At 56.6% G+C, this 23,072-nt stretch carries 18 protein-coding genes and 2 pseudogenes; 12 read left to right on the top strand and 8 right to left on the bottom strand.

Going from position 1 to position 23,072, the window contains the following annotated elements; translation table 11 throughout:
• Positions 1-210: 210 nt before the first annotated feature.
• A pseudogene (locus AC4ANE_RS21290) lies at positions 211-1,430 on the top strand (tyrosine-type recombinase/integrase).
• A gap of 18 nt (positions 1,431-1,448) precedes the next feature.
• On the opposite strand, the gene AC4ANE_RS21285 reads toward AC4ANE_RS21290, so the two are convergent.
• Positions 1,449-2,309, bottom strand: a complete 861-nt coding sequence (locus AC4ANE_RS21285) for a helix-turn-helix domain-containing protein (RefSeq protein WP_002556173.1) — start codon at positions 2,307-2,309, stop codon at positions 1,449-1,451.
• 79 nt (positions 2,310-2,388) lie between these two features.
• Between AC4ANE_RS21285 and AC4ANE_RS21280 the strand changes: the two genes are divergently transcribed.
• Positions 2,389-2,613: a helix-turn-helix transcriptional regulator gene (locus tag AC4ANE_RS21280; RefSeq protein ID WP_031597374.1), complete on the top strand. Its 225-nt coding sequence runs from the start codon at positions 2,389-2,391 to the stop codon at positions 2,611-2,613.
• Positions 2,614-3,523: 910 nt separating this feature from the next.
• On the opposite strand, the gene istB (AC4ANE_RS21275) is transcribed toward AC4ANE_RS21280, so the two are convergent.
• Positions 3,524-4,279, bottom strand: coding sequence for an IS21-like element ISPsy14 family helper ATPase IstB (gene istB / locus AC4ANE_RS21275; RefSeq protein ID WP_002552598.1), 756 nt, complete (start codon positions 4,277-4,279; stop codon positions 3,524-3,526).
• Between the two features lie 20 nt (positions 4,280-4,299).
• Positions 4,300-5,814, bottom strand: coding sequence for an IS21 family transposase (istA, locus tag AC4ANE_RS21270; protein WP_082301208.1), 1,515 nt, complete (start codon positions 5,812-5,814; stop codon positions 4,300-4,302).
• A gap of 172 nt (positions 5,815-5,986) precedes the next feature.
• On the opposite strand from istA (AC4ANE_RS21270), the gene AC4ANE_RS21265 reads away from it, so the two are divergent.
• Positions 5,987-6,628 (top strand): hypothetical protein, encoded by a 642-nt coding sequence (locus tag AC4ANE_RS21265; protein ID WP_460384497.1) that lies wholly within the window; start codon positions 5,987-5,989, stop codon positions 6,626-6,628.
• A 192-nt stretch (positions 6,629-6,820) separates the two neighbouring features.
• Here AC4ANE_RS21265 and AC4ANE_RS21260 read toward each other — a convergent pair whose 3' ends face one another.
• From AC4ANE_RS21260 to AC4ANE_RS21245, 4 genes and pseudogenes are all read right to left on the bottom strand, one after another.
• Entirely contained in the window at positions 6,821-7,489 is a 669-nt protein-coding gene (locus AC4ANE_RS21260) for a TIGR04141 family sporadically distributed protein (protein WP_460408509.1), read from the bottom strand.
• Positions 7,490-7,622: 133 nt separating this feature from the next.
• Positions 7,623-8,426 (bottom strand): IS21-like element ISPsy20 family helper ATPase IstB, encoded by an 804-nt coding sequence (istB, locus tag AC4ANE_RS21255; protein ID WP_031598096.1) that lies wholly within the window; start codon positions 8,424-8,426, stop codon positions 7,623-7,625.
• Positions 8,419-9,918 (bottom strand): IS21-like element ISPsy20 family transposase, encoded by a 1,500-nt coding sequence (istA, locus tag AC4ANE_RS21250; RefSeq protein WP_122302115.1) that lies wholly within the window; start codon positions 9,916-9,918, stop codon positions 8,419-8,421. The genes istB (AC4ANE_RS21255) and istA (AC4ANE_RS21250) overlap by 8 nt, the downstream gene beginning before the upstream one ends.
• Positions 9,919-10,031: 113 nt before the next feature.
• Positions 10,032-10,991 (bottom strand): annotated as a pseudogene (locus AC4ANE_RS21245) (sigma 54-interacting transcriptional regulator); the annotation flags it as partial.
• A gap of 129 nt (positions 10,992-11,120) precedes the next feature.
• Between AC4ANE_RS21245 and hmpA the strand changes: the two are divergent.
• The 9 genes from hmpA to tadA all read left to right on the top strand — a co-directional run bounded on the left by hmpA (position 11,121) and on the right by tadA (position 21,539).
• Positions 11,121-12,308 (top strand): NO-inducible flavohemoprotein, encoded by a 1,188-nt coding sequence (gene hmpA, locus AC4ANE_RS21240; protein WP_057425446.1) that lies wholly within the window; start codon positions 11,121-11,123, stop codon positions 12,306-12,308.
• A 152-nt stretch (positions 12,309-12,460) separates the two neighbouring features.
• Positions 12,461-13,645: a YbfB/YjiJ family MFS transporter gene (locus AC4ANE_RS21235; RefSeq protein WP_044321350.1), complete on the top strand. Its 1,185-nt coding sequence runs from the start codon at positions 12,461-12,463 to the stop codon at positions 13,643-13,645.
• Between the two features lie 4 nt (positions 13,646-13,649).
• The gene (locus AC4ANE_RS21230) at positions 13,650-14,708 is read left to right on the top strand and encodes an NAD(P)H-dependent flavin oxidoreductase (protein WP_002552503.1); all 1,059 of its coding nucleotides are present in this window, start codon (positions 13,650-13,652) and stop codon (positions 14,706-14,708) included.
• Between the two features lie 93 nt (positions 14,709-14,801).
• Positions 14,802-15,137: a tautomerase family protein gene (locus AC4ANE_RS21225; RefSeq protein WP_235805484.1), complete on the top strand. Its 336-nt coding sequence runs from the start codon at positions 14,802-14,804 to the stop codon at positions 15,135-15,137.
• A gap of 252 nt (positions 15,138-15,389) precedes the next feature.
• The gene (locus tag AC4ANE_RS21220) at positions 15,390-15,635 is read left to right on the top strand and encodes a hypothetical protein (RefSeq protein ID WP_044323872.1); all 246 of its coding nucleotides are present in this window, start codon (positions 15,390-15,392) and stop codon (positions 15,633-15,635) included.
• A gap of 135 nt (positions 15,636-15,770) precedes the next feature.
• The gene (locus AC4ANE_RS21215; RefSeq protein ID WP_031596205.1) at positions 15,771-17,351 is read left to right on the top strand and encodes a phage tail sheath family protein; all 1,581 of its coding nucleotides are present in this window, start codon (positions 15,771-15,773) and stop codon (positions 17,349-17,351) included.
• Positions 17,352-17,495: 144 nt separating this feature from the next.
• Positions 17,496-19,478: a tetratricopeptide repeat protein gene (locus tag AC4ANE_RS21210; RefSeq protein ID WP_002552505.1), complete on the top strand. Its 1,983-nt coding sequence runs from the start codon at positions 17,496-17,498 to the stop codon at positions 19,476-19,478.
• 178 nt (positions 19,479-19,656) lie between these two features.
• Entirely contained in the window at positions 19,657-21,030 is a 1,374-nt protein-coding gene (locus AC4ANE_RS21205) for a multicopper oxidase family protein (RefSeq protein WP_002552506.1), read from the top strand.
• On the top strand, positions 21,030-21,539 hold the full coding sequence (gene tadA / locus AC4ANE_RS21200; RefSeq protein WP_002552507.1) for a tRNA adenosine(34) deaminase TadA: 510 nt from the start codon (positions 21,030-21,032) through the stop codon (positions 21,537-21,539). Before AC4ANE_RS21205 ends, tadA begins: the two co-directional genes overlap by 1 nt.
• Here tadA and mltF read toward each other — a convergent pair.
• On the bottom strand, positions 21,536-23,026 hold the full coding sequence (gene mltF / locus AC4ANE_RS21195; RefSeq protein WP_002552508.1) for a membrane-bound lytic murein transglycosylase MltF: 1,491 nt from the start codon (positions 23,024-23,026) through the stop codon (positions 21,536-21,538). The genes tadA and mltF overlap by 4 nt on opposite strands.
• Positions 23,027-23,072 lie beyond the last annotated feature (46 nt).

Genomic DNA, 23,072 nt, shown 5'->3' with positions numbered 1-23,072 from the left:
GCTTTGTGCATCGCCAAGCACCGTGTTTGTATGGCATGGTACGGGGCATTGACTGAACCAAATGCCATGTTCGGTGCTCGATACCATGTCGCCCTAGTAGGGCAGGGCATGGTATCAAATCTCATCATCAGCCCGGTTTCATTGGGTTTTATCGTGGTGCATGAGTGCTTTTCTGAGCATGGTATTTTTTCAATGGAATCCGTAACTGCCATGCTGACCGATACCAAGCTGCGTAACCTCAAACCGCAAGAAAAACTCTACAAGGTGAACGACCGTGACGGGCTGTACGTGGCCGTCACTGCTGCCGGTTCCATCTCCTTTCGTTACAACTACTCAATCAATGGCCGTCAGGAGACCATCACGTTCGGTCGTTATGGCGTGGGTGGCATCACACTTGCGGAAGCCAGAGAGCGCTTGGGCGAGGCTAAAAAAATGGTTTCGGCGGGTAAGTCACCTGCCAAAGAGAAAGCCCGTGCCAAGGCACGCATCAAAGGGGCAGAGACGTTTGATGCGTGGGCGGAGAAATGGCTGCGTGGGTATCAGATGGCTGACTCGACGCGTGACATGCGCCGATCGGTTTACGAGCGCGAGCTAAAGCCGCACTTCGGTAATCAGAAACTGGTGGAAATCAATCATGAGGATCTGCGTACCCTGACAGATGCAATTGTGGAGCGTGGAGCTCCAGCCACGGCCGTGCACTCCCGCGAGATTGTGATGCAGGTGTTCCGATGGGCGATAGAGCGTGGCCAGAAGGTTGAGAATCCGGCCGATCTGGTGCGTCCTGCAAGCATCGCTAAATTCGAGCCACGCGATCGCGCTCTAGGGCCTGACGAAATCGCGTTGATGTATCAGTACCTGGACCGCATCGGCACTGCCTCATCCGTGAGAGTCGCCGCTAAGCTGCTGTTACTGACCATGGTTCGCAAAAGTGAATTGACCAACGCTACCTGGAACGAAATCAATTTCAGCGAAGCCCTGTGGACTATTCCGAAAGAGCGGATGAAGCGGCGCAATCCCCATTTGGTGTTCTTATCTCAGCAGGCGCTGGATTTCTTCATTGCTCTGAAGACGTTTGCCGGTGGTTCGGATTATGTCTTTCCCTCTCGGTACGATTCTGATTTGCCGATGAGTACCGCGACGATCAATCAGGTGCTGACGCTGACCTACCGGCTTGCGCAGAAAGAAGGGCAGCCGTTGAGCAAGTTCGGACCGCATGATTTGAGGCGCACAGCGAGCACGCTGCTGCATGAGGCGGGTTACAACTCAGATTGGATTGAGAAGTGCCTTGCGCACGAGCAGAAGGGCGTACGGGCCGTTTACAACAAGGCTGAATACGCGATCAGCGTCGGGCGATGTTGCAGGATTGGGCGGATATGATTGACGAGTGGACGCTCAAACGACCACGTCCAAGCAATGGCGGAAAAAAATGAAACTAGAGCTTTGAGCTTTTATGGTGATGCCTGCTTTCCAGACCGTCGCTTGATGGCCGCAGAAACAGCTTGGCGTGATACGCCAAGCTGCCGGGCGATTTCAGCCTGACTTGTAATTCCTTGCATCAACAGATCATCTATCGTGCTAGTTGGTGACTTCAGTGCTTGGAGAAGGCGGTATGCCTCTTTTCTGACCTCGGCATGGGTCTCGATATCCCAGCTTGGAAGGAAAGCAGCTTCTTGAGACCAGATTTTTGCAATCAAATCCTCATAATCCAGCACGAACCTCCTATCGCGTTGGTAAGCGCGGCGTGCCTCATCGCTACGTCGCGGATTGTGGGCCTCACAATAGAGTTTGCTCGGTTTAGCTGACCCCTCTGGTTGGCCGGGTAGGGCCGCAGGCCTTAGTAATTCACCGTGTTGCGCCCAAGTAGAAACGAGCATTCGGCGCTCCACGTGCTCACGAAATGCTGTTATCGAAAAGTCCCCGCGTAATTCCTGAATGTCACAGTACTTCGACAACATTCGAGGGGGCTCATACCTGCCGAACTCCCCATTCAATGCCCGTTCGTATCGATCCACCAAGGCATCGGCTTTTTTCTGAGCTTCGGTGCGAACAGACTCCGTTAATGGAACTGCTTTGATATTCCCGCGCTTTAGGCGCTTGAAGACTTTCGGCGCCGCGATGCTGATCACATATTCGGTGGAGCGCCAACATAGCTCGCAGAAGCACCACTCGTATCGGTTACTCAACTTGGCCCGGATGCGATCCGACGATGTGTCGCTCTCTCTAACCAGCATTTGCAAAAGCGGGTCGTAGGTGCTCGACGTTTTTAAGTGTTTTCCCATCCTCCGATGATAGCTCTGATTGACAACCAAATTCTAACTTTTTTGCGCCCTGGTTCTGGCGCTCGAAGGCATTGTCAAGCATCTGACAACTTCGAAGGAAAGCGACCCCATGGAGACCAAACCAAAGAGCAAGACACTCATCAACCGTAAGAAATTGCATGCGATGATCCCGCTAGCAGAGCGCACGATCTACAACATGGAGCAGCGGGGCGAATTCCCGCGCCGTATTGCGTTAACCAGTCGAAATGTCGCTTGGGATTTGGCTGAAGTCGAAGAATGGATTGATGCGTGCAAGGCTTCTGGCCCAGCTCCCAGACCCGGAATTGGAGCCTGAATAGTGTGGGTCGGGCCCGACTCAGGGCCCATGCCGCAGCCGCATGTGCGAACTTCCCGCGCTCAACTTCAACGTTCACAGCTTGCGCTGTTCAGCTCTCAGGACGAGGCGCAGATGTACCATGACAGCAACAGGAGCGGGTTCTTCTCGCTACTGGTTGACGTTCGTGGCGAAAAGCGTCAATCGTCCCACCGGCTCGCGGATATGCCCACCATACTCAATCTGGTGGACAACACTCGCGATACTTGGATGTCTCAGGCCGAATTCATCCGCCCCAATCGCCGGGTAGTGAACCTCGCTCGCCTGGGGTTGTTGTTCACCGATCTTGATACCTACCGCATACCCGCGCTGGCAGGCCGCACGCCTGACCAACTGGCGGCATCGGTGCTCTATTTCTGCGCGGAAGATGGTCTACCTGCACCGTCTGTGCTGATCTACAGCGGCCGGGGCATCCAAGCGAAATGGCTACTCGATGGCACTATCCCGCGTCACGCTTTGCCACGCTGGAATGCGTGCCAGCGCTACCTAGTGGATCGCCTCGCACATGTCGGTGCCGATCCGATGGCCAAAGATGCAAGCCGCGTTCTACGGACCATCGAGACAGTCAACAGCAAGAGCGGTGAAGTCTGCCGCGTTGTTCACGTCACGAACGACACCGACGGGCAGCCCGTCCGCTATAACTTCGAGTATCTAGCTGATGTCCTGCTACCAACCGCTCGCTGGACAATCGAGCAGCAACGGCAGGAGCAGACAGAGCGGGCCAAGCGCAAATCCAGGCGTTTCCTTTTGGTGCCCGGTGGCAAGACTGCGAATTCCACGTCATCCGGACACTCAGCCCACCAACATCCGGACACTCGTTCCACGCTTATCCGGACAGGCAGTCGGAGCGCAGCGACGCAGGTTTGCATTGTTAGTCTGAAGCCCCTGCCGCCGTCAATTTCGTTGCGCGCCTGCGCATCGATTCACCCTTCAGTTCAATTCGATAAGCGTTATGCACCAGCCGGTCGAGGATCGCATCGCCCAAGGTCGGATCGCCGATCAACGCATGCCATTTGTCCACTGGCATTTGGCTGGTCACCAGCGTCGAGCGGTTGCCGTAGCGGTCGTCCAGCAGCTCAAGCATGTCGCGCCGTTGCGCGGCGGTAAACGGTGCCAGGCCCCAGTCGTCCAGGATCAGCAGGTCAGTCTTGGCGTAGCCGGCCATCAATTTGGCGAAGCGGCCATCGCCGTGGGCCAGGCCTAGTTCTTCCATCAAGCGCGGCAGACGCAGATAGCGCACGCTGTAACCGTCGCGGCAGGCTTTGTGAGCCAGCGCGCAGGCAAGCCAGGTTTTACCTACGCCCGTCGGCCCGCCGATGATCAGGTTCAGGCCATCGCGCAGCCATTGGCCGCTGCCCAGTTGCAGGATCAAGGCCTTATCCAGGCCACGCGGGCTGCGGTAGTCGATGTCTTCCAGGCAGGCGTTGTGGCGCAGCCGCGCGGCTTTGAGGCGGGTGGTCAGGCGGGCGTCTTCGCGCTCGGTCAGCTCGCGATCGACCATCAGACCGAAGCGTTCGTCGAAGCTCAGATCATTGATATCAGGCGTTGCGTGTTGTTCGCCCAGCGACTTGATCATGCCGTGCAGGCGCAAGGTTTGTAGCTTGTCGAGCGTTGGATTCGGTAGCATTTCGAAGCTCCTTTCTCAGGTCAGTGGTAGTAGCCCGGGCCACGCAGGTTGATGTGCTCGTCAGGCAGCAGCGGCAGGTTTTGCTGGGCCAGCGGCAGGCGCTCCAGCCCTTGGCGCAGGATCGACTCGAGGCTTTTGTAGCTGCATGCGCCCAGTGCCAGCGCACGCTGGCACGCGGCTTCCAGCCGCGCTTCGCCGTGCTGTTTGCTCAGGCGCAGGATGCCCAGGCAGGCGCGGAAGCCGTGTTGCGGATGGATTCGGCGTTCGAGGATGTAGGTGATGACGCCGGCGGTGTTAGGCCCGGTCTGCTCTGCCCAGCGGATCAGCCGTTGCGGTGTCCATTCGGCGTGCTCGCGGTGGCTCTTGGGCATGTGCTCGGTTTGGGTGGTGTGGCGGCCTTTGTGCTGCGAGCGAAGGTGGCTGGCCACGCGCTGGTTGGCGTGGAAGCACTCGACGGTCTGGGCCGTGAGCCGCACTTCGACTTGGTGCTTCACCAGCTGGTACGGCACCGAGTAAAAGTGGCCATCGACCTCAACGTGATAGTCGATATGGACGCGTACCTTTTTCCATTCGGCATAGACGTACGGGTGTTCCGGCAGGCCTTCCAGGGCCGGTTGGTCGATGGCCTCGAAGGCTGACCGGCGTGAGCCGGGCAGCTTTTTGAAGGGCTTGTGGTTGAGGCGATCCAGCAGTAGCGCGATGGCTGTGTTGAGTTCGCCAAGCGAGAAGAACTGGCGGTTGCGCAGCACCGCCAGGATCCAGCGTTCGACCACTTGCACGCCGACTTCGACCTTGGCTTTGTCCTTGGGCTTGCGCGAGCGAGCAGGCAAGACGGCGACGCCGTAATGCTCGGCCAGATCGCGGTAGCTGGGGTTGATATCCGGCTCGTAACGGTGCGCTTTAGTCACGCCACTGCGCAGATTATCGGGCACCAGGATCTGCGTTGTGCCGCCGAAAAAAGCAAAGCATCGGACGTGCGAGCCCAGCCAGTCGGGCAGTTTCTGCGACCAGGTGGCCTCGGCAAAGGTGTAGCTGGACGCGCCGAGAACGGCGACGAAGATCTGAGCCTGACGGATCTCGCCGGTTTGTCGGTCGATGACCGGCGCTGTTTGCCCGGCGTAATCGACGAACAGCTTTTCGCCAGCACGATGCTCCTGGCGCATGACCACGTCGACCTTGGCGGTCCAAAGGCGGTAGTGCTCGCAGAACCAGCTGTATTGGAAGCCTTGCGGGTGAGCGAGTCGATATTCCTGCCAGAGCAAGGCCAAAGTGACGCCGGGGCGGCGCAACTCCGCGTGTACCCATGCCCAGTCAGGCATTGGGCGCTGGTCGGTCGGCACTGGCACTGCCGGTGGAAACAGCCGTCGATTCAACTCCGCGTCAGAAATATCGATGGGCCACTGAAGCCCACTGGCGGCGAACCGGCAAAGGTAATCCCCTGCACTCGAATGGCCGATGGATAAGCTGGCGGCGATCTTGCGCACGGACAGGCCAGCGTCGAACTTTAGGCGTAGTACCTCTCGGATTTTATGCATGGATAAACGCTCCACGACGACCTCTTCGCTTCGAAAAAAGAGGTCGATAGTAGTGAATAGTCCTGCGTTGCTGCCTGCCTGAAAGTGTCCGGATGGCCGTGGAATCGGTGTCCAGATGCTTGTGGAATGAGTGTCCGGATCAGCATGGAATCAGTGTCCGGATGTTGGTGGAATGGGTGTCCGGATAGTCGTGGAATCCGCAGGCAAGACTGACAATCTACACGGATTCTCAGGCCGCAAGCTCGCGTGGGACCGCCTCGAAGACCTGCGCAAGCTCGCTGAGCTGCGCGGTGGTGTCAGCGAAGGCAGCCGGATGAAACACCTGTTTTGGCGCTTGAACTTCCTGTTGTTGTCCGGTGCAACCAACAGCAAACAGATGTATCACGAAGCCTCAGCGCTGGCCCGTGAGCTAGATCCGCAATGGAATAGCCGCTCCAAAGAGCTGATGACCTTGTTCAGCAAGGCCAAAGCTTACGAATCCGGCGAGCGGGTCAACTTCGGAGGCAGGGACTATCCATCGCTATACACGCCCAAGAACGATACCCTCATAAACCTGTTTGGAATCACTACGGATGAGCAACGGCAGCTCAAGACGATCATCAGTTCGGAGATGGCCCGAGAGCGTGATAGGAAGCGCCACGAGATCCGTAGGCGCGCCGCCGGAGTCAGAGACCGAGAAACCTACCTCGAAGCGGCTAACGCCAAGTTGGTAAAGGCGCAAGCCCTCAGAGCTGAAGGTTTGAGCGTGCGAGCAATCGCCAAGCAAATGGGCGTATCAGTTATGGCTGTGTCGAGGTACATAAACACCCCATAAAATCAGTGTACCAAGTCCGTCCGTATTACTAATGGCGAAGCCTCCGGGCATTTGGATGGTCGCTTGTTTTCGCTGAGTTAGAGGGCGTCTGGTCATTGGTCTGCACCTGAGCATCAGTACGCATTGCCACTGTTTTAACGCCTGCATCGAATTGACCGGCAAGCTGAACGGAGTTGATCGAGGCAGAATGGGTCAATTACTGATTCTACAAACCTCAACCTGGTAGCCCATTGCACCGAGCCTTTGGGCGAACTGCCGGAAGTTAACCTTTGAGAAAAATGGTACGTGCAAGGTCTCGTTGGGTTGCATGATAGCGAAAACGATTCTGTTGCGCGGTTGTGTGACAGGATTGAAGGAAAACTGGAAACTACCCAATTCCGCCAGATAGCCGTTCACCTGAGTAACAACGTCTGGGGCATTGATAAGGGCTTCAGCGGACACATAGGCCTGGGAAAAGAGATGGCTCAGCACGCTCGACGATGAGTACTTCTTGACGTGGATGATGTGGTGATCCGGCGTCAGCAGGTCACAAAATTCGAATGGGCCGCCAGCGCCCATCAACCTCACTAATTTCTGGTCCAGCAGATAGAAGTTTATGTTATCTGCGATGCGTCTTAGGTAAGCGCCCTCGTGGTCGGTGCCATACGGAGGAAACACCAGGTTGCATGGAACTGCAGCGTCAAAGAAGCGATTCACTTGCTCAGTGTAATCGCGGTCTATCTGGTACCAATCACCCTCGCTGAGCAAATAGATTTTTCCCTCGTGCTCGATCTCCGCCTCAAGGCACGTATACAGAGGCCACGTGGCAATACGGTGCTCATCTGCCCCGTAAATGTTGGCGCTGATTGAAAACTGACCCACCCTGCCGATTGAAAATTGACCCAGGACGGATTGCTGATTTTTGCCCCAGCAATTGTGGATAAGCTTAGCAGCAGTGTTCCGATTGAAGACGCATCAAGCCCCACCGCATGCAGCAGGGCATTTATGGTGCGGATCAAAATGGCTCATCGTCCTCGATATCATTTCCGTCCTTTCGCTTTCGTTCGCGTGTTTTGATCTTTGTCTGGGCAGCCAATGTGCTGTGTTGTAGGCGGTAGGACTCGTTGCCCGTTTCGACGATGTGGCAGTGGTGTGTCAGCCGATCCAGCAACGCGGTGGTCATCTTGGCGTCGCCAAACACACTCGACCATTCCGAGAAGCTCAGGTTGGTGGTGATGACCACGCTGGTGTGTTCGTACAGTTTGGACAGCAGGTGAAATAACAGGGCGCCACCGCTTTGGCTGAAGGGCAAATATCCGAGTTCATCCAGTATCACCAGGTCTGTGCGCAGCAGTGCCTGGGCGATTCGCCCTGCCTTGCCATCGTACTTCTCACGCTCCAGCAGATTCACCAGATCCACCGTGGAAAAGAAGCGCACGCGTTTGTTGTAGGCCGTGATTCCGGATACAGCCAAGGCACTGGCCAGGTGTGTTTTCCCGGTGCCAGGGCCGCCGATGAACACGACATTCTGCGCGGTTTCAGTGAACGCCAAGCTGGATAGATCGCTGACCAGCCGGGCATCAGCGCTGGAAGCGCTGAAGTCAAAGCCAGCTAAGTCACGGTGCATGGGGAGTTTTGCCATGTTCATCTGATGATTCACCGAGCGCACCGCGCGATCCGCATGTTCCTGCTGAAGCAGATGTTCCAGCAGCCATTTCGATGAAGCCGTCGACGCTGTTCCTTGAGAGACCAGTTCTTCCCAAGCACTGGCCATGCCGTGCAGGCGCAGTTCTTTGAGTTCAGTCATTAGGTCACGCATTGCGATTCTCCTCATCGGTCGTACGGAGCCGGTCGTAGCGTGCTGTATTGGCAACCGGCGCCACTTTGAGTTGCAGGCTGGTTTCTACACAGGGAGGTGGTGCGGTGGAGGTCAGGCGGGCAACGACATTGAGGATGTGATCGGCGCTCAGACTTCCCGATTCAAGTACCAGCTCCACCGCCACCAGCACTGGTTCGAGACCGGCGATGGGCACAGCAGCCAGTACCTGCATCATGATTCGATCACCGTTGGTGTGACGCCTCAGTCCGCGTTTAAGAAGCTGTAACGGTTTTGGCAGATCAGCAAATGGAGCGCCATTGCGCAGTGCACCAGGCTTGCGTTCGATGAGTGGGATGTAGTGCTGCCAGTCAAAACCGATCTGATCTCGATCAAAGAGGCGCTCGTGACTGGCGATCACCGTTTCGTCGGCAATGACCACGATTCGCGAAGGGTACAAACGGCTGCTGACCCATTGACCCACACGCTCGCAAGGCACCGAATAACGATTGCGCGCCACGCTGATCAGGCAGGTGCTAGAGACACGGACGGTGCGTTCCACGTAGCCATCAAAGGCCGTCGGCATCGGCATCATTTCAGCCTGCTCCAGCTCCAGGACTTCTGCCACCGTCAAACCGTTGTACTGCGGATGTACAAGTTCAGCCCAGAGCGTACGACAGCGTTGGCCGAGCCAGACGTTCAGCTCCTCGAAGGTATGGAACATGCAATTTTGAGCATCGAGCCAGATTCGCCTCCGGCTGTCTTGCACGTTCTTTTCGACGATGCCTTTCTCCCAGCCAGAGGCCACGTTGCAGAAGTCCGGATCGAACAGATAGTGCGCGCACATCACGGAAAACCGGGCATTGACCGTGCGGCCTTTGCCTTTGTTAACCTTGTCGACAGCCGTTTTCATGTTGTCGTAGATGCCGCGACGTGGCACGCCACCCAACGCTCCAAACGAACGTGTATGGGCATCAAACAGCATCTCGTGGCCTTGACTGGGGTACGCAACCAACCAGAACGCGCGACTTGCGCACAGCTTCATATGGGAGACCTGGATACGTCGAAACAGGCCACCGATCAGCAGGCCTTCTTCGCTCCAGTCAAACTGAAAGGCCTCACCGAGGGCAAAAGTCAGCGGTACAAAAGCGCGTACAGACTTGCCTTGCTCGCACCGCCAAGAGCGGACAAACGCCGTGAGCTGGCTGTAACCGCCGTCATAACCCTCGGCCTTGATCTGCTCAAAAAGTGCCTTGGCGCTCCTACGGTTGTGTTTTGGCCGGAACGAATCAGCCTTGAGCGCCTGCTCTAAGGTCTCGTGAAAAGGGTTGAGCTTATTGAAGGATGCGCACCGTTGGTACGCTGGTTGATTGGCTTCGGGCGCTCTGACCCATTTTCGGATGGTGTTTCTCGACAGCCCGGTACGCTTGGCTATCTGATGCAGCGAGAGCTTGTCGCGGAAGTACATCCGCCGGATTTTTCCCAACATTTCCATGCTGATCACCCTGTGTTCTCCTGCTCAAAAAGTGAGCAGAAGCAGTTGAACACCTGGGTCAGTTTTCAGTCGGCAGAACAGCCTCTACTGGGTCAGTTTTCGGTCAGCGGCAACAGCTGGCCGCCCTGAAGTACGCGAAGCAGGGTGGCTTGCACGGCCAACGGAAGCTCGCCGATCTCATCCAGGAACAGCGTGCCGGTGCTGGCCACTTCAAATTTACCCAGCCGATTTTCGATGGCCCCCGAAAAGGCGCCTTTGACGTGCCCGAAAAGCTCGCTTTCGACCAGGTGCTCAGGAAGCGCGGCGCAATTGACCGTGATGAACGGTTTGTCCGCTCGCGCCGAGAGATCGTGTAGCCGCTGGGCAACCAGTTCTTTACCTACTCCGGTTTCGCCGGTAATCAACACCGTGAGGTCGCTTGAAGCGACCAGATCGATTTCAGAGATGAGTTGCCTGAAACTGTCGCTGTTGCCGATCATTTCAGGCTTGGGCCTGCGTGCAGAGAGTCGGTAGGCTTCTGCCCGTTTCCGTTCTCCGGCAACGGTGCGCAACAGATCATCGAATTGGGAGGCCGCCACGACGGTCGCCGCCGCGAACACGGCAAAGGTCTCGACGGTTTGCAGATCCTGCTCAGTGAACTGCCCAACGGTCAGGGCGTCCAGGGTCAGAACCCCCCAGGTTTTGTCATTGATCCGCAATGAGCAACCCATGCAGTCGTGCACGGGCAAGGCGCTTGAACCGATCAGTCCGTCATAGGGGTCCGGGAGATCACAGTTTGAGGGGAACAGCACGGCCCCCTTGGCTTCAATGATCGCGTTCAGTCGAGGATGGTTGGCGACACGGTAGCGTCGGGCCATTGCGTCACTGGCCAAGCCGTGCGCTGCGACAGGAATAAGTTCGCCCCGCTCCAGGCGCAATAATGCCAGAGCATCCGAGGGGACAAGCTCTCGCAACGCATCCAGCACGCGGTAATAACGGTGTTCGGCAGACAGCTCTACGGCTAAATCACCCAAGAGAGGAAGGAGGGCGTGCAACGCCTTCAACTGATGAGTCGAAATGACATCTTTTTTCACGGATCAGGTCTTAATAACACAGTCATAAAGACTCTATATGCCTTCGAATTGCTGTTTTACAAGGCTTTTATGCCTGGCACGGCGGTTGCTCTAGCCAAGGGGATAGATGCTTACCTTCTGGAGCCCACCATGCTGACCTCAGCCCAGCGCGACATCATCAAAGCAACTGTGCCTCTGCTAGAAACCGGAGGGGAAGCGCTGATCACGTATTTTTATAAACTCATGCTCGACATGCACCCTGAAGTGCGTCCGTTGTTTAATCAGGCGAATCAAGCTAACGGGTCGCAGCCCCGTGCGCTTGCCAATGGCGTGCTGATGTACGCGAGGAACATCGACAGGCTCGAAAACCTGGGCGGGCCGGCGAGCCAGATAATCAACAAGCATGTGGCACTGCAGATACTTCCCCAGCATTACCCTATAGTCGGCGCCTGCCTTTTGCAGGCTATCCGCGAGGTACTGGGCGCAGAAACCGCAACAGATGAAGTCATCGCAGCGTGGGCCGCAGCCTATCAACAGCTCGCAGACATCCTCATTGCCGGTGAGCGGAGTGCCTACGACGCCATCGCTGCTGCACCGGGCGGCTGGCGGGGTGCGCGTCCGTTCACCGTCCAGAGAAAGGTGGCCGAAAGCGCTGAAATTACGTCGTTTTATCTTGCGCCTACTGATCATCAGCCCGTTATCAAGCACAAGGCCGGACAGTACATCGGCGTGCGGCTCATGATCGATGGCCAAGAGGTGCGACGTAACTACTCGTTGAGTGAGCAGGCTGACGGTGTTTTATACCGAATCAGCGTCAAGCGTGAGCAGGGCGGGCTCGCGTCTACTTATCTGCACGATCATGTGGAAGAGGGAAGCACGCTCGATGTGTTCCCTCCTTCCGGGAATTTCACACTTAGCGACCATACCAGGCCACTACTACTTATCAGCGGCGGCGTCGGTATCACGCCAACGCTGGCAATGGCCGAGCAAGCGCTGGAGTCCGGCGAACGACCAGTCACCTTCATTCACTATGCGCGTAATGGTCAGGCGCATGCGTTCTCAGTCCTCTTGCGAGACTGGCAACAACGCTATCCGCTGTTCAAGGCGCATGTCGTTTACGCGGAGCGGGCCGATCATGAGGTCTACACGCCGGACGCCATTGGCTTTCCCTCAATCACTCACCTTGAAAAATGGCTGCCTGCCGACCGCGATGTCGACGCTTATTTTCTGGGCCCCACACCCTTCATGGCATTCATGAAACGGGCCTTGAAGGATCTGGGAGTGCCAGAGAATCAGGCCCGGTATGAGTTTTTCGGCCCGGCGCAAGCCTTGGCGTGAAGTTGAAAGGCAAACATCTGACCAGGCAACAGAGCTGTTGACGCACGGTGCTTCAAGCCAAGTGCAATCGCACATACCTCCAGATCAGCGGCTAAAACATCCGTATTTGTTTTAGCCGATTTGGCTGGAAAGCAATAGTTGAGATCAAAGTGATGCACAACCAGCCGTTACCGGCACAAAATAATCAAGGTCAAAGCTTGCTATGGTCTGCTATCGCTGCGGCCATGGTGATGGCCATTGGCATGGGCTTTGGACGTTTTGCCTATACCGGTGTCTACCCTGCGATGGTTCACGAGGGCATAGTGAGCCTGCATGACGGGACATTGGCTGCATCAGCCAATTATGCCGGATACCTGTTAGGCGCTTTACTGGCTGCGCGCTTATCAAGCGGTCATTCACGCAAGTGGGTAATCGTGTCTATCCTCGCCAGCGTGGTAGGTCTGATTGCGCTGGCCTATATCGCACAGCCTTGGTTGATTATCAGCATTCGAGGCGTGGCAGGGCTGTTCAGTGCGCTGTCCATGATCGCTGTATCGCAGTGGTTATTGCAGCACAAGGGGCATCATGAGGGGGCCCCCATACTCTTTTCAGGAGTGGGCATAGGAATCTTCCTTTCAGCAGAAATACTGGCTATTGCTCAAGGCGTCGGATTCAACAGTTTCAACCTGTGGCTTACGCTGGGCGTGAGCAGCGCCGTACTAAGCGGCATTGCCATAAAGAAGCTGGATAAAAGCCCCACCCATTTGATGGCCCCTTCAGTGAGTGATGCTTCTGGGCGTCATATGCCATTAGGAGCATGGCCTTTGATTGCGGTCTATGGTTTGGCGGGTTTTGGCTACATTATCACGGCGACGTACCTTCCCATGCTGGTAAAAAGTGCCTTTGAAGATATGAACCCTGTTCACATCTGGGCTGTTTTCGGTCTTGGAGCCGCACCTTCCTGTTACCTCTGGCACAAACTTCACTTGAGATTTGGCACTCACGTTGCGCTCCGTGCAAACCTCCTGCTTCAAGCGTTCGGTGTCATTCTGCCTGTCATATCACCTAGCGTGGCGGGATACGTGGGCAGTGCGTTAATTGTCGGCGGAACATTCATGGGTACCGTAACCATAGCGATGCCCGCCGCAAAACGAGTGTCACACACGATTAAGCACAATCTTATCGCTGTCATGACTGCAGCCTACGGCATAGGTCAAATCATTGGCCCCTTATTAGCGAGCTACCTGTTCGCATACAGCGGCTCGTTCAACACTTCGCTGATCGCTGCGGGCGTTGGCCTGGTGCTCTCAACACTGCTGACCGTTCGATTTCCTTCACCGCTCCAGACAGATAGGTAGTTACATGAACAATACTGATTTCTGGACCAACATAGGGGTCCGGCTACCCATTATTCAGGCGCCGATGGTTGGCGTTTCAACTCCAACTCTTGCCGCCGAAGTTAGTAACGCAGGAGCCCTTGGATCAATCGGCCTTGGCGCTAGCACCCCGGACCAGGCACGAGCCCTTATAAGACGGACGCGCGAGCTAACTGACCAACCGTTCAACGTGAACATGTTCTGCCACAGCCCCGCTCGTTTTAACCAAGCGCAGAACGATGCCTGGCTGGCCTATAGTGCAAAATGGTTCGCCGAGTTCGATGCAGCGCCTCCTCAGGAAATACGCGAGATTTATACAAGCTTCCTGAGTGACCGGGCGATGCTTGAAGTGCTATTAGCCGAGCGGCCCGCTGTAGTCAGCTTTCACTTCGGCACACCCGAATCAGCATGGGTAGCTGAGCTGCGAGAGACGGGCATCGTTACACTGGGTTGTGCCACCACGCTCAAGGAAGCACAAATGCTTCAGAAGACAGGTGTAGACGCCATTGTCGCGCAAGGCTATGAGGCAGGAGGGCACCGTGGCGTATTCGACGATGCGCCTGATCAGGACCACGAGCTTGGGTTGTTCCCATTGACTCGCATGCTGACAACACACATAGGCTTACCGGTGATCGCAGCCGGTGGGATCATGGACGGCGCAGGCATTAAAGCGGCATTGGCACTGGGGGCCATAGGTGTACAAATGGGAACCGCCTTTATCCTGTGCCCCGAGTCCTCAGCTTCGCCCGAGCATCGCGCAGCGCTTGTCTGCGCAAGAGCCCATGAAACTCGAGTAACCAGCTATGTATCCGGCCGTCCTGCCCGTGGCTTGGCGAATCGTCTGTACCTGGAAAGCAGCGAACAAAAAATCCCTGTCCCAGCCGAATATCCGTTGGCTTATGACGTGGCCAAAGCACTGCATGCCGCCGCTGTTCTCAAAGGCTGTCATGATTTTGCCGCTCAATGGGCCGGGCAAGGGGCGCCGCTTGCACGCGCGCTACCTGCAGCAGAATTGATCAAAACCCTGGTGGAAGAGATGCGTTGAGCGTCTACATCCACACTCATCCTGTAGAGAGACAATCAATGCCATTGCTGAAAATTGATGTATATAGAAGGCCGCTCGGACCAAGAAATCGAGATGCTGCTGGACACTATCCATGAAGCCATGGTGAACGCATTCCAAGTCCCTGAGCGTGACCGTTACCAAGTGTTGAATGAACACAAAGCGAATCGACTGATCATTCAGGATACTGGTCTTGGGTTTACCCGGTCTGACAAAATGGTTGTCATCACCGTCATTAGCAGACCGCGTGCAGCAGAAATGAAAAAGCGGTTTTATGCCCTTATAGCAGAAGGGTTAGAGCGCAACTGCGGCATCGAAGCAGAGGACGTCATGGTTTCGATAGTCATAAACAGTGACGAAGACTGGAGTTTCGGTCTGGGGCGCGCTCAATTTCTAACAGGCGAGCTATAACAGTAATTCCGCAGACTAACCTCTGCGGAGTTTGTCAGTGCTTATGAGCTCGTCCGCAGACGGTCGGGCTCACAGGGCAGGCATTACTCACGACGGTGACGCCGGGCATGGTACAGAGGCGGGTAACTGGAAAGACTTTGTCGAGAAGGGCTACTCAGCCTTGAAGGGCGATCATCGTCTGGATAAGACCAGTGATTCACATGTTCGAGCGATGGTTCAAACAAGGATAATGTTCAGGCGTTTGCAGGGGAGTTGGGTAAAAAACTCTGGCATTTGCCTGGCATCAGTAATGTGCTGGTCGCAGTAGATAAGTCGAAAGTCGTATTGGCGGGTGCGGTGAAAGCCGGTGCAGGTGCTGCGATCGAGACCAGCATTGCGGCTGCTGAGGGCGCGCGAACGATAAAGCTCGCCACGAGCCTTTCAAAATCACATTCAGGTGTTGCTTTGTCCGTATTTTGCGGGCAAAACGATAACATCCAGGCACACGCGAACTCGTAAAAACAGGCAAACTTCACTTCAGGGTTCTGGCGTACGGTTGCGGGATCTCTCAGCAGGACAACCTGCTGAGCGTATTTCAGTAAAAGGCCTGCCGACACCGAGGCCGTTAACTCTCAACTCCATCAAGGACGAGCAATGGCTTCCAACTATCCTACGCCAGGTGTATACATCAATGAAGTTAACGGCTTTGCCAACTCGGTGGTGCCAATAGCCACTGCAGTGCCTGCTTTTATCGGCTACACACCGAGAGCGGATTACCAGGGCGAGTCGTATTACAACAAGCCTCAGAAGATCTCTTCGTTCATGGAGTTCCAGGCCTTTTTCATGCTGGACAACCTGCCGCCGCCTGCTGATCCTGCCAGGCAGTACAGTCCGGAGTATTACCTGGTTCAACAGAAGGAGCTGCCGACATCCGGCGAATACCTGACGCTGAACAATCAGTATTATTCCATCCTTCCAGACCCGAGTACGATCTACTACCTCTACAACAGCGTGCGCCTCTTCTATCAGAATGGCGGTGGTGATGCTTACATCGTGGCGGTCGGTCCCTATGGCCCGCCCAGCAAAAAACCTGCGACCGACCCGGCTGCTCCGGTAATCAATCCCAACGTCCAGCTGGCTGATCTGCAGCGCGGGCTGGCCCTGCTCAAGAATGAGCTGGAGCCGACAATGTATATCTGCCCCGAGGCAACGCTGTTGTCTGTGGCCGACAATGGCACATTGATGCAGGGTATGTTGTTGCAGGCACAGGAAATGGGCACTGCGATGTGCATATTCGACGTCATTGGCGGTGCCAACCCCGACCCTATCCTTTATACCCAGGACATCCAGACCTTCCGCGACAGCACAGGCAACACCGGGCTCGAGTACGGCGCCAGCTACTACCCGTTTATCGGCACCACGATCATGCAGCAGCCGGACATCGACTTCACCAATCTGTTTGGCGGCGATACGACTCAACTGGCTCCTTTGCTGAATCCGCCATCGGCACCCAATGCTGCGGTCGCCGCCCTGCTTGAGATGATCCAGAAGCCACCAGCCGACCCGATGACAAACAGTCAGTTGCAGGCCGCGCTGCTTGTCGCCAGTCCGCTCTACAGTCAGATTGTCACGCACGTGTTGTCGAGCGCCAACACGTTGCCTCCAAGCGGCGCCATCGCGGGAGTCTATACCGTCAACGACAATAACAACGGGGTGTGGGGTGCACCTGCAAACGTCAGCATCGTCGGGGTCGCCAGCCTGCCTATTTGCTTGTCGGACTCGCAACAGGAGCCGCTCAACATCGATGCCGTTTCCGGAAAATCGGTTAACGCCATTCGTTTTTTCAACGGCCAGGGCATTTTGATCTGGGGGGCTCGCACGTTGGATGGCAACAGCCAGGACTGGCGTTACGTATCCGTGCGCAGGACCATGACCTTCCTTGAACAGTCGGTCAAGCTGGCCGCACGCCAATACATCTTTAGCCCGAATACGTCCGACACCTGGTTGGCGGTTAAAAGCATGATCACCAGTTTCCTGATGGGGGTCTGGAGGTCAGGTGGTTTGCAGGGCTCGTCGCCTGCGGATGCCTTTCAGGTCAACGTCGGGCTGGGCAGTACCATGACGGCCGATGATGTGCTCAATGGCTACTTGCGCGTTTCCGTTCTTGTGGCGACCGTCAGACCTGCTGAATTTCTGGTCATCATGTTCCAGCAAGAGCAGGCGAAGTCTGCCTGACAGGAGCACTCAGCAACGCTCGGCTTTATTTACTGACGATTGAGTGCCTGGAGCAAAAAGCACGGATGCCAACAATCCTTGCTTGAAGATTTCCGCAACTCATCGTGTTCTGCCCACTCACCCGAAACCGTGGCGACTCTATCTATGTTCAAACGCATTCTGTCCGCTCTCAGTGGCAAAAAGTCTCCAGCGCCTGCGGAGACTCGCGTTAGGCACTCTGATGCAGCAGCGCCGGAGTTAAATGAGGGCGAGTTGATCACCGTTTATGACAGCCACGGACGCGAGATAAAGATCACGCGCAACGAGTGGCGCGACAAGGTGTTTCTGCCCAACCTGCAACAGCAGTGGGGCAGTGCGGATGAACTCTACAGCCTGATTGTCTCGGGTTTGAGCGACGGGTTTGCGGCTGATCTGCTTCCTGCGGCCAAGCGCTTGGTAGAAATCGACGATAACCCTGAGCGCAGTTATGTTGTTCACGCAATCGTGCTGATGCACAACGCTCAGCTTGATGCTGCTGCAGCCACCCTGCGGGCCGGGATGGCGAAAGTCGGCGTGTCGGGAATCATTCTGACCAATCTGGCCAAGGTGTTTGCCGTGCGTGGTGAGCAATCAGTTGCAGAGGCAACGCTATGGCAGGCGGTTGAAGCCGACCCGAATCAAGAGAATGGTGTGATGTGGTGGCTGAGCATCCAGCAGGAGCGGGGCGGCGAGGCGGCCTATCTCGCTGCTCTTCACACAGTAGCGGCGTTGCCGGGCAGTTGGCGTGCGCAGCTGTGGATGGCGCGGCATTACCTGCAACAGCAGAACGTCGAGCAGGCGCGCGTGCTGTATGAAGAAGTGTTGGCAGGTGGCCAGTTCGACCGAAGCGCGCTGCAGATGATCTCGGGGGATCTGGGCAACAATGGCCACATCCCGCTGATCGTCGAGCTTGTCGGGCCTGCTTATGATGAGCACAAACATGATTCGACGGCAGGTCTCAACTTGCTGCGTGCCTATCAGGAGCTGGGCAGGGTGGATGAAGGCGAGGCGTTGCTTACTCGCTTGTATGCACTCGGCTTTGCACCAATCAAAAGTCACCTTGACCAGTTTGCGCACGCTTTCGAGGACGTGCGCAGGCAGGAAGACAAAGGCGTTCCGATTGATCCTGCCAGCGTGACGATCAATACCGTGGCGCTTACCAAGCCGGTCTGGCACTACGGTTTGCGCAATGCTGACTGGCTCTTCGCGCAAAAACCGGAAGGTGCGCCAGAAATTGGTTTCTTCGCCTTGTCCAAAATCATGGAGAAAGCAGAACCTGCCGAATCGCAGCGCGAGGATGATATCGGGCGCTATACGCGTGCCATCCCTCTTTACATGGCTGAGTCGGTTCACTACTGGAATGACTATGCAGCCAATTGTTATGTCCAGGTCGCGGAGGGTGCGGGGCCGGTTGTATCGGGGGTTGAAGTCGACGGCAACACATTGTTCGATATCGTCCCGCCAACGACGAAGTATTTCGTCACGGGCGAGGTGGGTTGTTCGGGTGAGGGCGATCAGGCCCAGTGGCGGATTTCACTGAGCCTGTGGAACTGCACGAGCCGCGCCCGGCAAACCGTTGAAAACGGTAGTGCAGGCAAAGCGGAACTTGGCGGGCTGGTACTTGATCTTCAACAGCGCTTGCTGGGCGGTATCGGGCTCACGCGTGAGCAACCACTGGATGTGTTTTACCGGCAGCCCACCGCTGAGGTCTTGCCGGTGTATCTGACCCAGTTGGGCCAATCATTCATGCTGACGTTGCTTGCGAACGACCATTTACCCAAGTCGTCGATGTGGGGCGAACGCGCGATGCTCGAATGGCCCCTGAATATGGCGCTCCAGTGGCCTGAGATAGAAACCGCAAAACTGATGTACCTCTCCGGGTTGGGAAAGGCTTTCGATTACAAGTCGGAAACAGTGGCCGAGCACAAGCAACGAAGCCTGCAAGTGCTGAGCGAACTGGAACGGGCGAACAGCCCGGCATCGCGCCTCGCACCGCTGATATGGAAAGGGTTTGGCATGCAGGCAGAGTTGCAGGGTCACCGCGCCAATGTACCGCCTGATGCAGAGCCGGCATATATCGAATGGCTGGAGCGGGTTAGTCAGTCGTAGCGGGGTTAATTGATGCAAAAAGCCGGAGTGGGCGTCACTGCCTTGCCCGGCTTTTTTACGCCTCAACTTCAGTTCGTGGTATCCACCCTTATCTTTACGCAAATGCAGGTGTATCGTATTCGCCCCTCGCATTTGCTCGCAGATGCGCTCAGTCGTCGTTTTCGAGGTCCCGCCGTTCATGTCCTTTACCCGTCGTCAGATCCTCACAGGCATCGCCGGTCTTGCTGTAGTCGGCCTTGGCGCGGGTGGTGCTTCGCGTTACTGGATGGGGCGTCGTGAGTCGCAAGCGGGTTCGGACTTCGTGCTGATCGCTGCACCGCTGGATATAGAACTGGTCTCTGGCCACAAGACACCTGCCTGGGCGTTTGGCGGTTCTGCGCCGGGCACCGAATTGCGGGTGCGGCAGGGCGAGTGGTTGCGCTTGCGCTTCATCAACCAGCTGCCGGTCGAGACGACCATTCACTGGCATGGCATCCGCTTGCCGCTGGAGATGGACGGCGTGCCATACGTTTCTCAGTTGCCAGTGAAGCCGGGCGAATATTTCGATTACAAATTCCGTGTGCCGGATGCCGGTAGCTATTGGTATCACCCGCACGTCAGCAGCAGTGAAGAGCTGGGCCGCGGGTTGGTCGGGCCGCTGATCGTTGAAGAGCGCGAGCCCACCGGTTTCGCCCATGAGCGCACGGTCAGCCTGAAAAGCTGGCATGTGGATGAAGTTGGCGCGTTTACCGAGTTCAGCGTGCTGCGTGAGGCGGCACGTGAAGGTACGGCGGGGCGGCTTTCGACATTGAATGGTGTTCCGCAGGCGGTCATTGAATTGCCTGCTGGGCAGATTACCCGTGTGCGCTTGCTCAACCTCGACAATACCGTGACCTACCGCCTCAACCTGCCGGACGCCGAGGCGCAGATTTATGCGCTGGATGGCAACCCGGTCACGCCGCGGCTGTTTGGCGACGAGTACTGGCTGGGGCCGGGCATGCGCATCTGTCTGGCAATCAAGGCACCGCCTGTGGGTGAGGAAATTTCATTGCGTAACGGCCCGGTGCGTTTGGGGACATTTCGGTCAGTCGCCAATAACGAAGCGCCCGGTCAATGGCCACCTGAGCTGCCGGCCAATCCGGTGGCCGAGCCGGATATGGATAACGCCGAGAAGATCAATTTCAACTTCGAATGGGTGGGCTCAATGTCGGTCAACATCGACAACGGCAAGCCGCCCAGCTTGTGGCAGATCAACGGCGAAGCGTGGGACATTACCGACAAGACTTGCGCCGACCGGCCTATCGCCAAATTGAAGTTGGGCAAGAGCTACATCTTTGAATTGAAGAACATGACTCAGTATCAACACCCGATTCACTTGCACGGCATGAGTTTCAAGGTGATCGCGTCCAATCGGCGCAAGATCATCCCGTACTTTACCGACACGTTCTTGCTGGGCCGCAACGAGCGGGCGCGGGTCGCGCTGGTGGCGGATAACCCCGGTGTGTGGATGTTCCACTGCCATGTGATCGATCACATGGAAACTGGTCTCATGGCCGCCATCGAGGTGTCGTGATGCGTCAGCCGCAAATCATCGACCGCAGCAAGGATCAGGACTTCATGCGCGAGGCACTGGCGCTCGCCGCGCAAGGCGCATTGCTGGGCGAAGTGCCAGTCGGTGCAGTCGTGGTGCAGAACGGCGAGATCATTGGTCGTGGTTACAATTGCCCGATCAGCGCAAGCGACCCCAGTGCGCATGCCGAAATGGTCGCTATTCGTGATGCCGCCAGGGCGCTGGACAATTATCGGCTGTCAGGCAGTACGCTTTACGTGACGCTGGAACCATGCAGCATGTGCGCCGGGTTGATCGTGCATTCGCGGGTGGCGCGCGTGGTTTACGGCGCGCTTGAGCCCAAGGCAGGCATCGTTCAAAGCCAGGGGCAGTTTTTCAGTCAGGGCTTTCTCAATCACCGCGTGCTGTTTGAGGGCGGGGTATTGGGCGAGGAATGCGGGGCAATGCTGAGCGAGTTTTTCAGAATGCGCCGGGCGGCCAAGGATGCAGACAAAAACCAGGGCGGCGTTTAGAGCGCAGGCTTGTCCGGGCTGCTGCCTGAAGCAGGTGCAGGCGGCGCAGGCGGTTGGGTCTTGTCGACGCCGGGAACATGCAGGTTGCCATCGGCGACCTGGCTGCCCTCAAGCTGAGGCTGCGTGACCCAGGTCAGAATGTCGTAATAGCGACGAATGTTGGCAACGAAATGTACCGGCTCGCCGCCTCGGGCGTAGCCGTAACGTGTCTTGCTGTACCACTTCTTCTGCGCCAGACGCGGCAGCATTTTTTTCACGTCCAGCCATTTATCAGGATTCAGCCCCTCGTTCTGGGCCAATTTGCGCGCATCTTCGAGGTGACCGCTGCCAATGTTGTAGGACGCGAGAGCTAGCCAAGTGCGATCTGGCTCTTTAATCGAGTCGTCCAGCTGATCCTTTACATAGGCAAAATACTTTGCCCCGCCCTGAATGCTCTGTCTCGCGTCGAGCCTGTTGGTCACGCCCATCGCCTGAGCGGTGTTCTGGGTCAGCATCATCAGGCCGCGCACACCGGTTTTCGAGGTAACGGCCGGTTGCCACATTGATTCCTGATAGCCGATGGCGGCCAGCAATCTCCAGTCGACCTGTTCTTTCTTGGCCGATGTCTGAAAGTGTTTCTCGTATTTGGGCAGGCGTTCCTGCAAATGCTGGGCAAAGGTATAGGCGCCAACGTAGCCAAGTACATCGACGTGGCCGTAGTAACGGTCTTTCAGACGTTGCAGCGTGCCATTCTTCTCGACCTTGTCGAGGTAAGCGTTGATTTCGTTGAGCAGGCTGTTGTCTTCGCCCGGTGCAACCACCCAGCGTTGTTCGCGGGCTTCGCCCAGGTCGAAGGCTACACGCACGTTGGGAAAGTACACCTGGTTCATCGCCAGCTCGTTGGAGTCGACCAGCGTCAGGTCAATCTGGCCTTCATCGACCATACGCAGGAGATCGACGACCTCGACCGCGTCCGACTCTTCATATTCAAGGCCGGGATTCTGCGCCTTGAGTGCCGCAAGCTGCTCGGCATGCGCGCTACCTTTCAGGACCACGATACGTTTACCCACCAGGTCGCCCGGGTCGGTGGGACGCGACTGGCCGTTGCGGTAGACAACCTGAGGGGTCACTTCCAGATAAGAGTGCGAGAAACGCGCCTGTTGCTTGCGCTTTGGCGTCTCGATCAGGCCCGCAGCACCCAGGACCGGACCGCCCGGTTTGTTCATCTGGTCGAACAGATCGTCCAGATTGTCGGCCGTTTCGATCTTCAGTTCGACGCCCAGATCGTCGGCGAAACGCTTGACCAGCTCGTATTCGAAGCCGGTTTCGCCGTTGCGATCCTGAAAATAAGTCGCCGGGCTGTTACGGGTGATCACCCGCAGCACGCCGTCCTCCTTGACTCGCTCCAGTGTGGTGGGTTTCTCCACACAGGCGCCGAGCATCAGGAAGAGTCCGGTTGCGATGAGCCACTTGGCGCAACGTGGGCGGAAATCTGGTCTGAAGAACATCGGTGCAGTATACGCAAAGCGCACCGGGCGCCATATCTCGACAGTG

The organism is Pseudomonas sp. Pme6b, from assembly GCF_058129925.1.
Note: the sequence above shows the minus strand (reverse complement) of the source record. Positions and strands in the feature narration are given on the sequence as shown.

Coding starts and splice junctions, on each gene's coding strand:
- AC4ANE_RS21280 (WP_031597374.1), top strand. CDS start 2,389: ATGGAGACCAAACCAAAGAGCAAGACACTCATCAACCGTAAGAAATTG.
- istB (WP_002552598.1), bottom strand. CDS start 4,279: ATGCTACCGAATCCAACGCTCGACAAGCTACAAACCTTGCGCCTGCAC.
- istA (WP_082301208.1), bottom strand. CDS start 5,814: ATGCATAAAATCCGAGAGGTACTACGCCTAAAGTTCGACGCTGGCCTG.
- AC4ANE_RS21265 (WP_460384497.1), top strand. CDS start 5,987: ATGGGTGTCCGGATAGTCGTGGAATCCGCAGGCAAGACTGACAATCTA.
- istB (WP_031598096.1), bottom strand. CDS start 8,426: ATGCGTGACCTAATGACTGAACTCAAAGAACTGCGCCTGCACGGCATG.
- istA (WP_122302115.1), bottom strand. CDS start 9,918: ATGGAAATGTTGGGAAAAATCCGGCGGATGTACTTCCGCGACAAGCTC.
- hmpA (WP_057425446.1), top strand. CDS start 11,121: ATGCTGACCTCAGCCCAGCGCGACATCATCAAAGCAACTGTGCCTCTG.
- AC4ANE_RS21235 (WP_044321350.1), top strand. CDS start 12,461: ATGCACAACCAGCCGTTACCGGCACAAAATAATCAAGGTCAAAGCTTG.
- AC4ANE_RS21230 (WP_002552503.1), top strand. CDS start 13,650: ATGAACAATACTGATTTCTGGACCAACATAGGGGTCCGGCTACCCATT.
- AC4ANE_RS21225 (WP_235805484.1), top strand. CDS start 14,802: ATGCTGCTGGACACTATCCATGAAGCCATGGTGAACGCATTCCAAGTC.
- AC4ANE_RS21215 (WP_031596205.1), top strand. CDS start 15,771: ATGGCTTCCAACTATCCTACGCCAGGTGTATACATCAATGAAGTTAAC.
- AC4ANE_RS21210 (WP_002552505.1), top strand. CDS start 17,496: ATGTTCAAACGCATTCTGTCCGCTCTCAGTGGCAAAAAGTCTCCAGCG.
- AC4ANE_RS21205 (WP_002552506.1), top strand. CDS start 19,657: ATGTCCTTTACCCGTCGTCAGATCCTCACAGGCATCGCCGGTCTTGCT.
- tadA (WP_002552507.1), top strand. CDS start 21,030: ATGCGTCAGCCGCAAATCATCGACCGCAGCAAGGATCAGGACTTCATG.
- mltF (WP_002552508.1), bottom strand. CDS start 23,026: ATGTTCTTCAGACCAGATTTCCGCCCACGTTGCGCCAAGTGGCTCATC.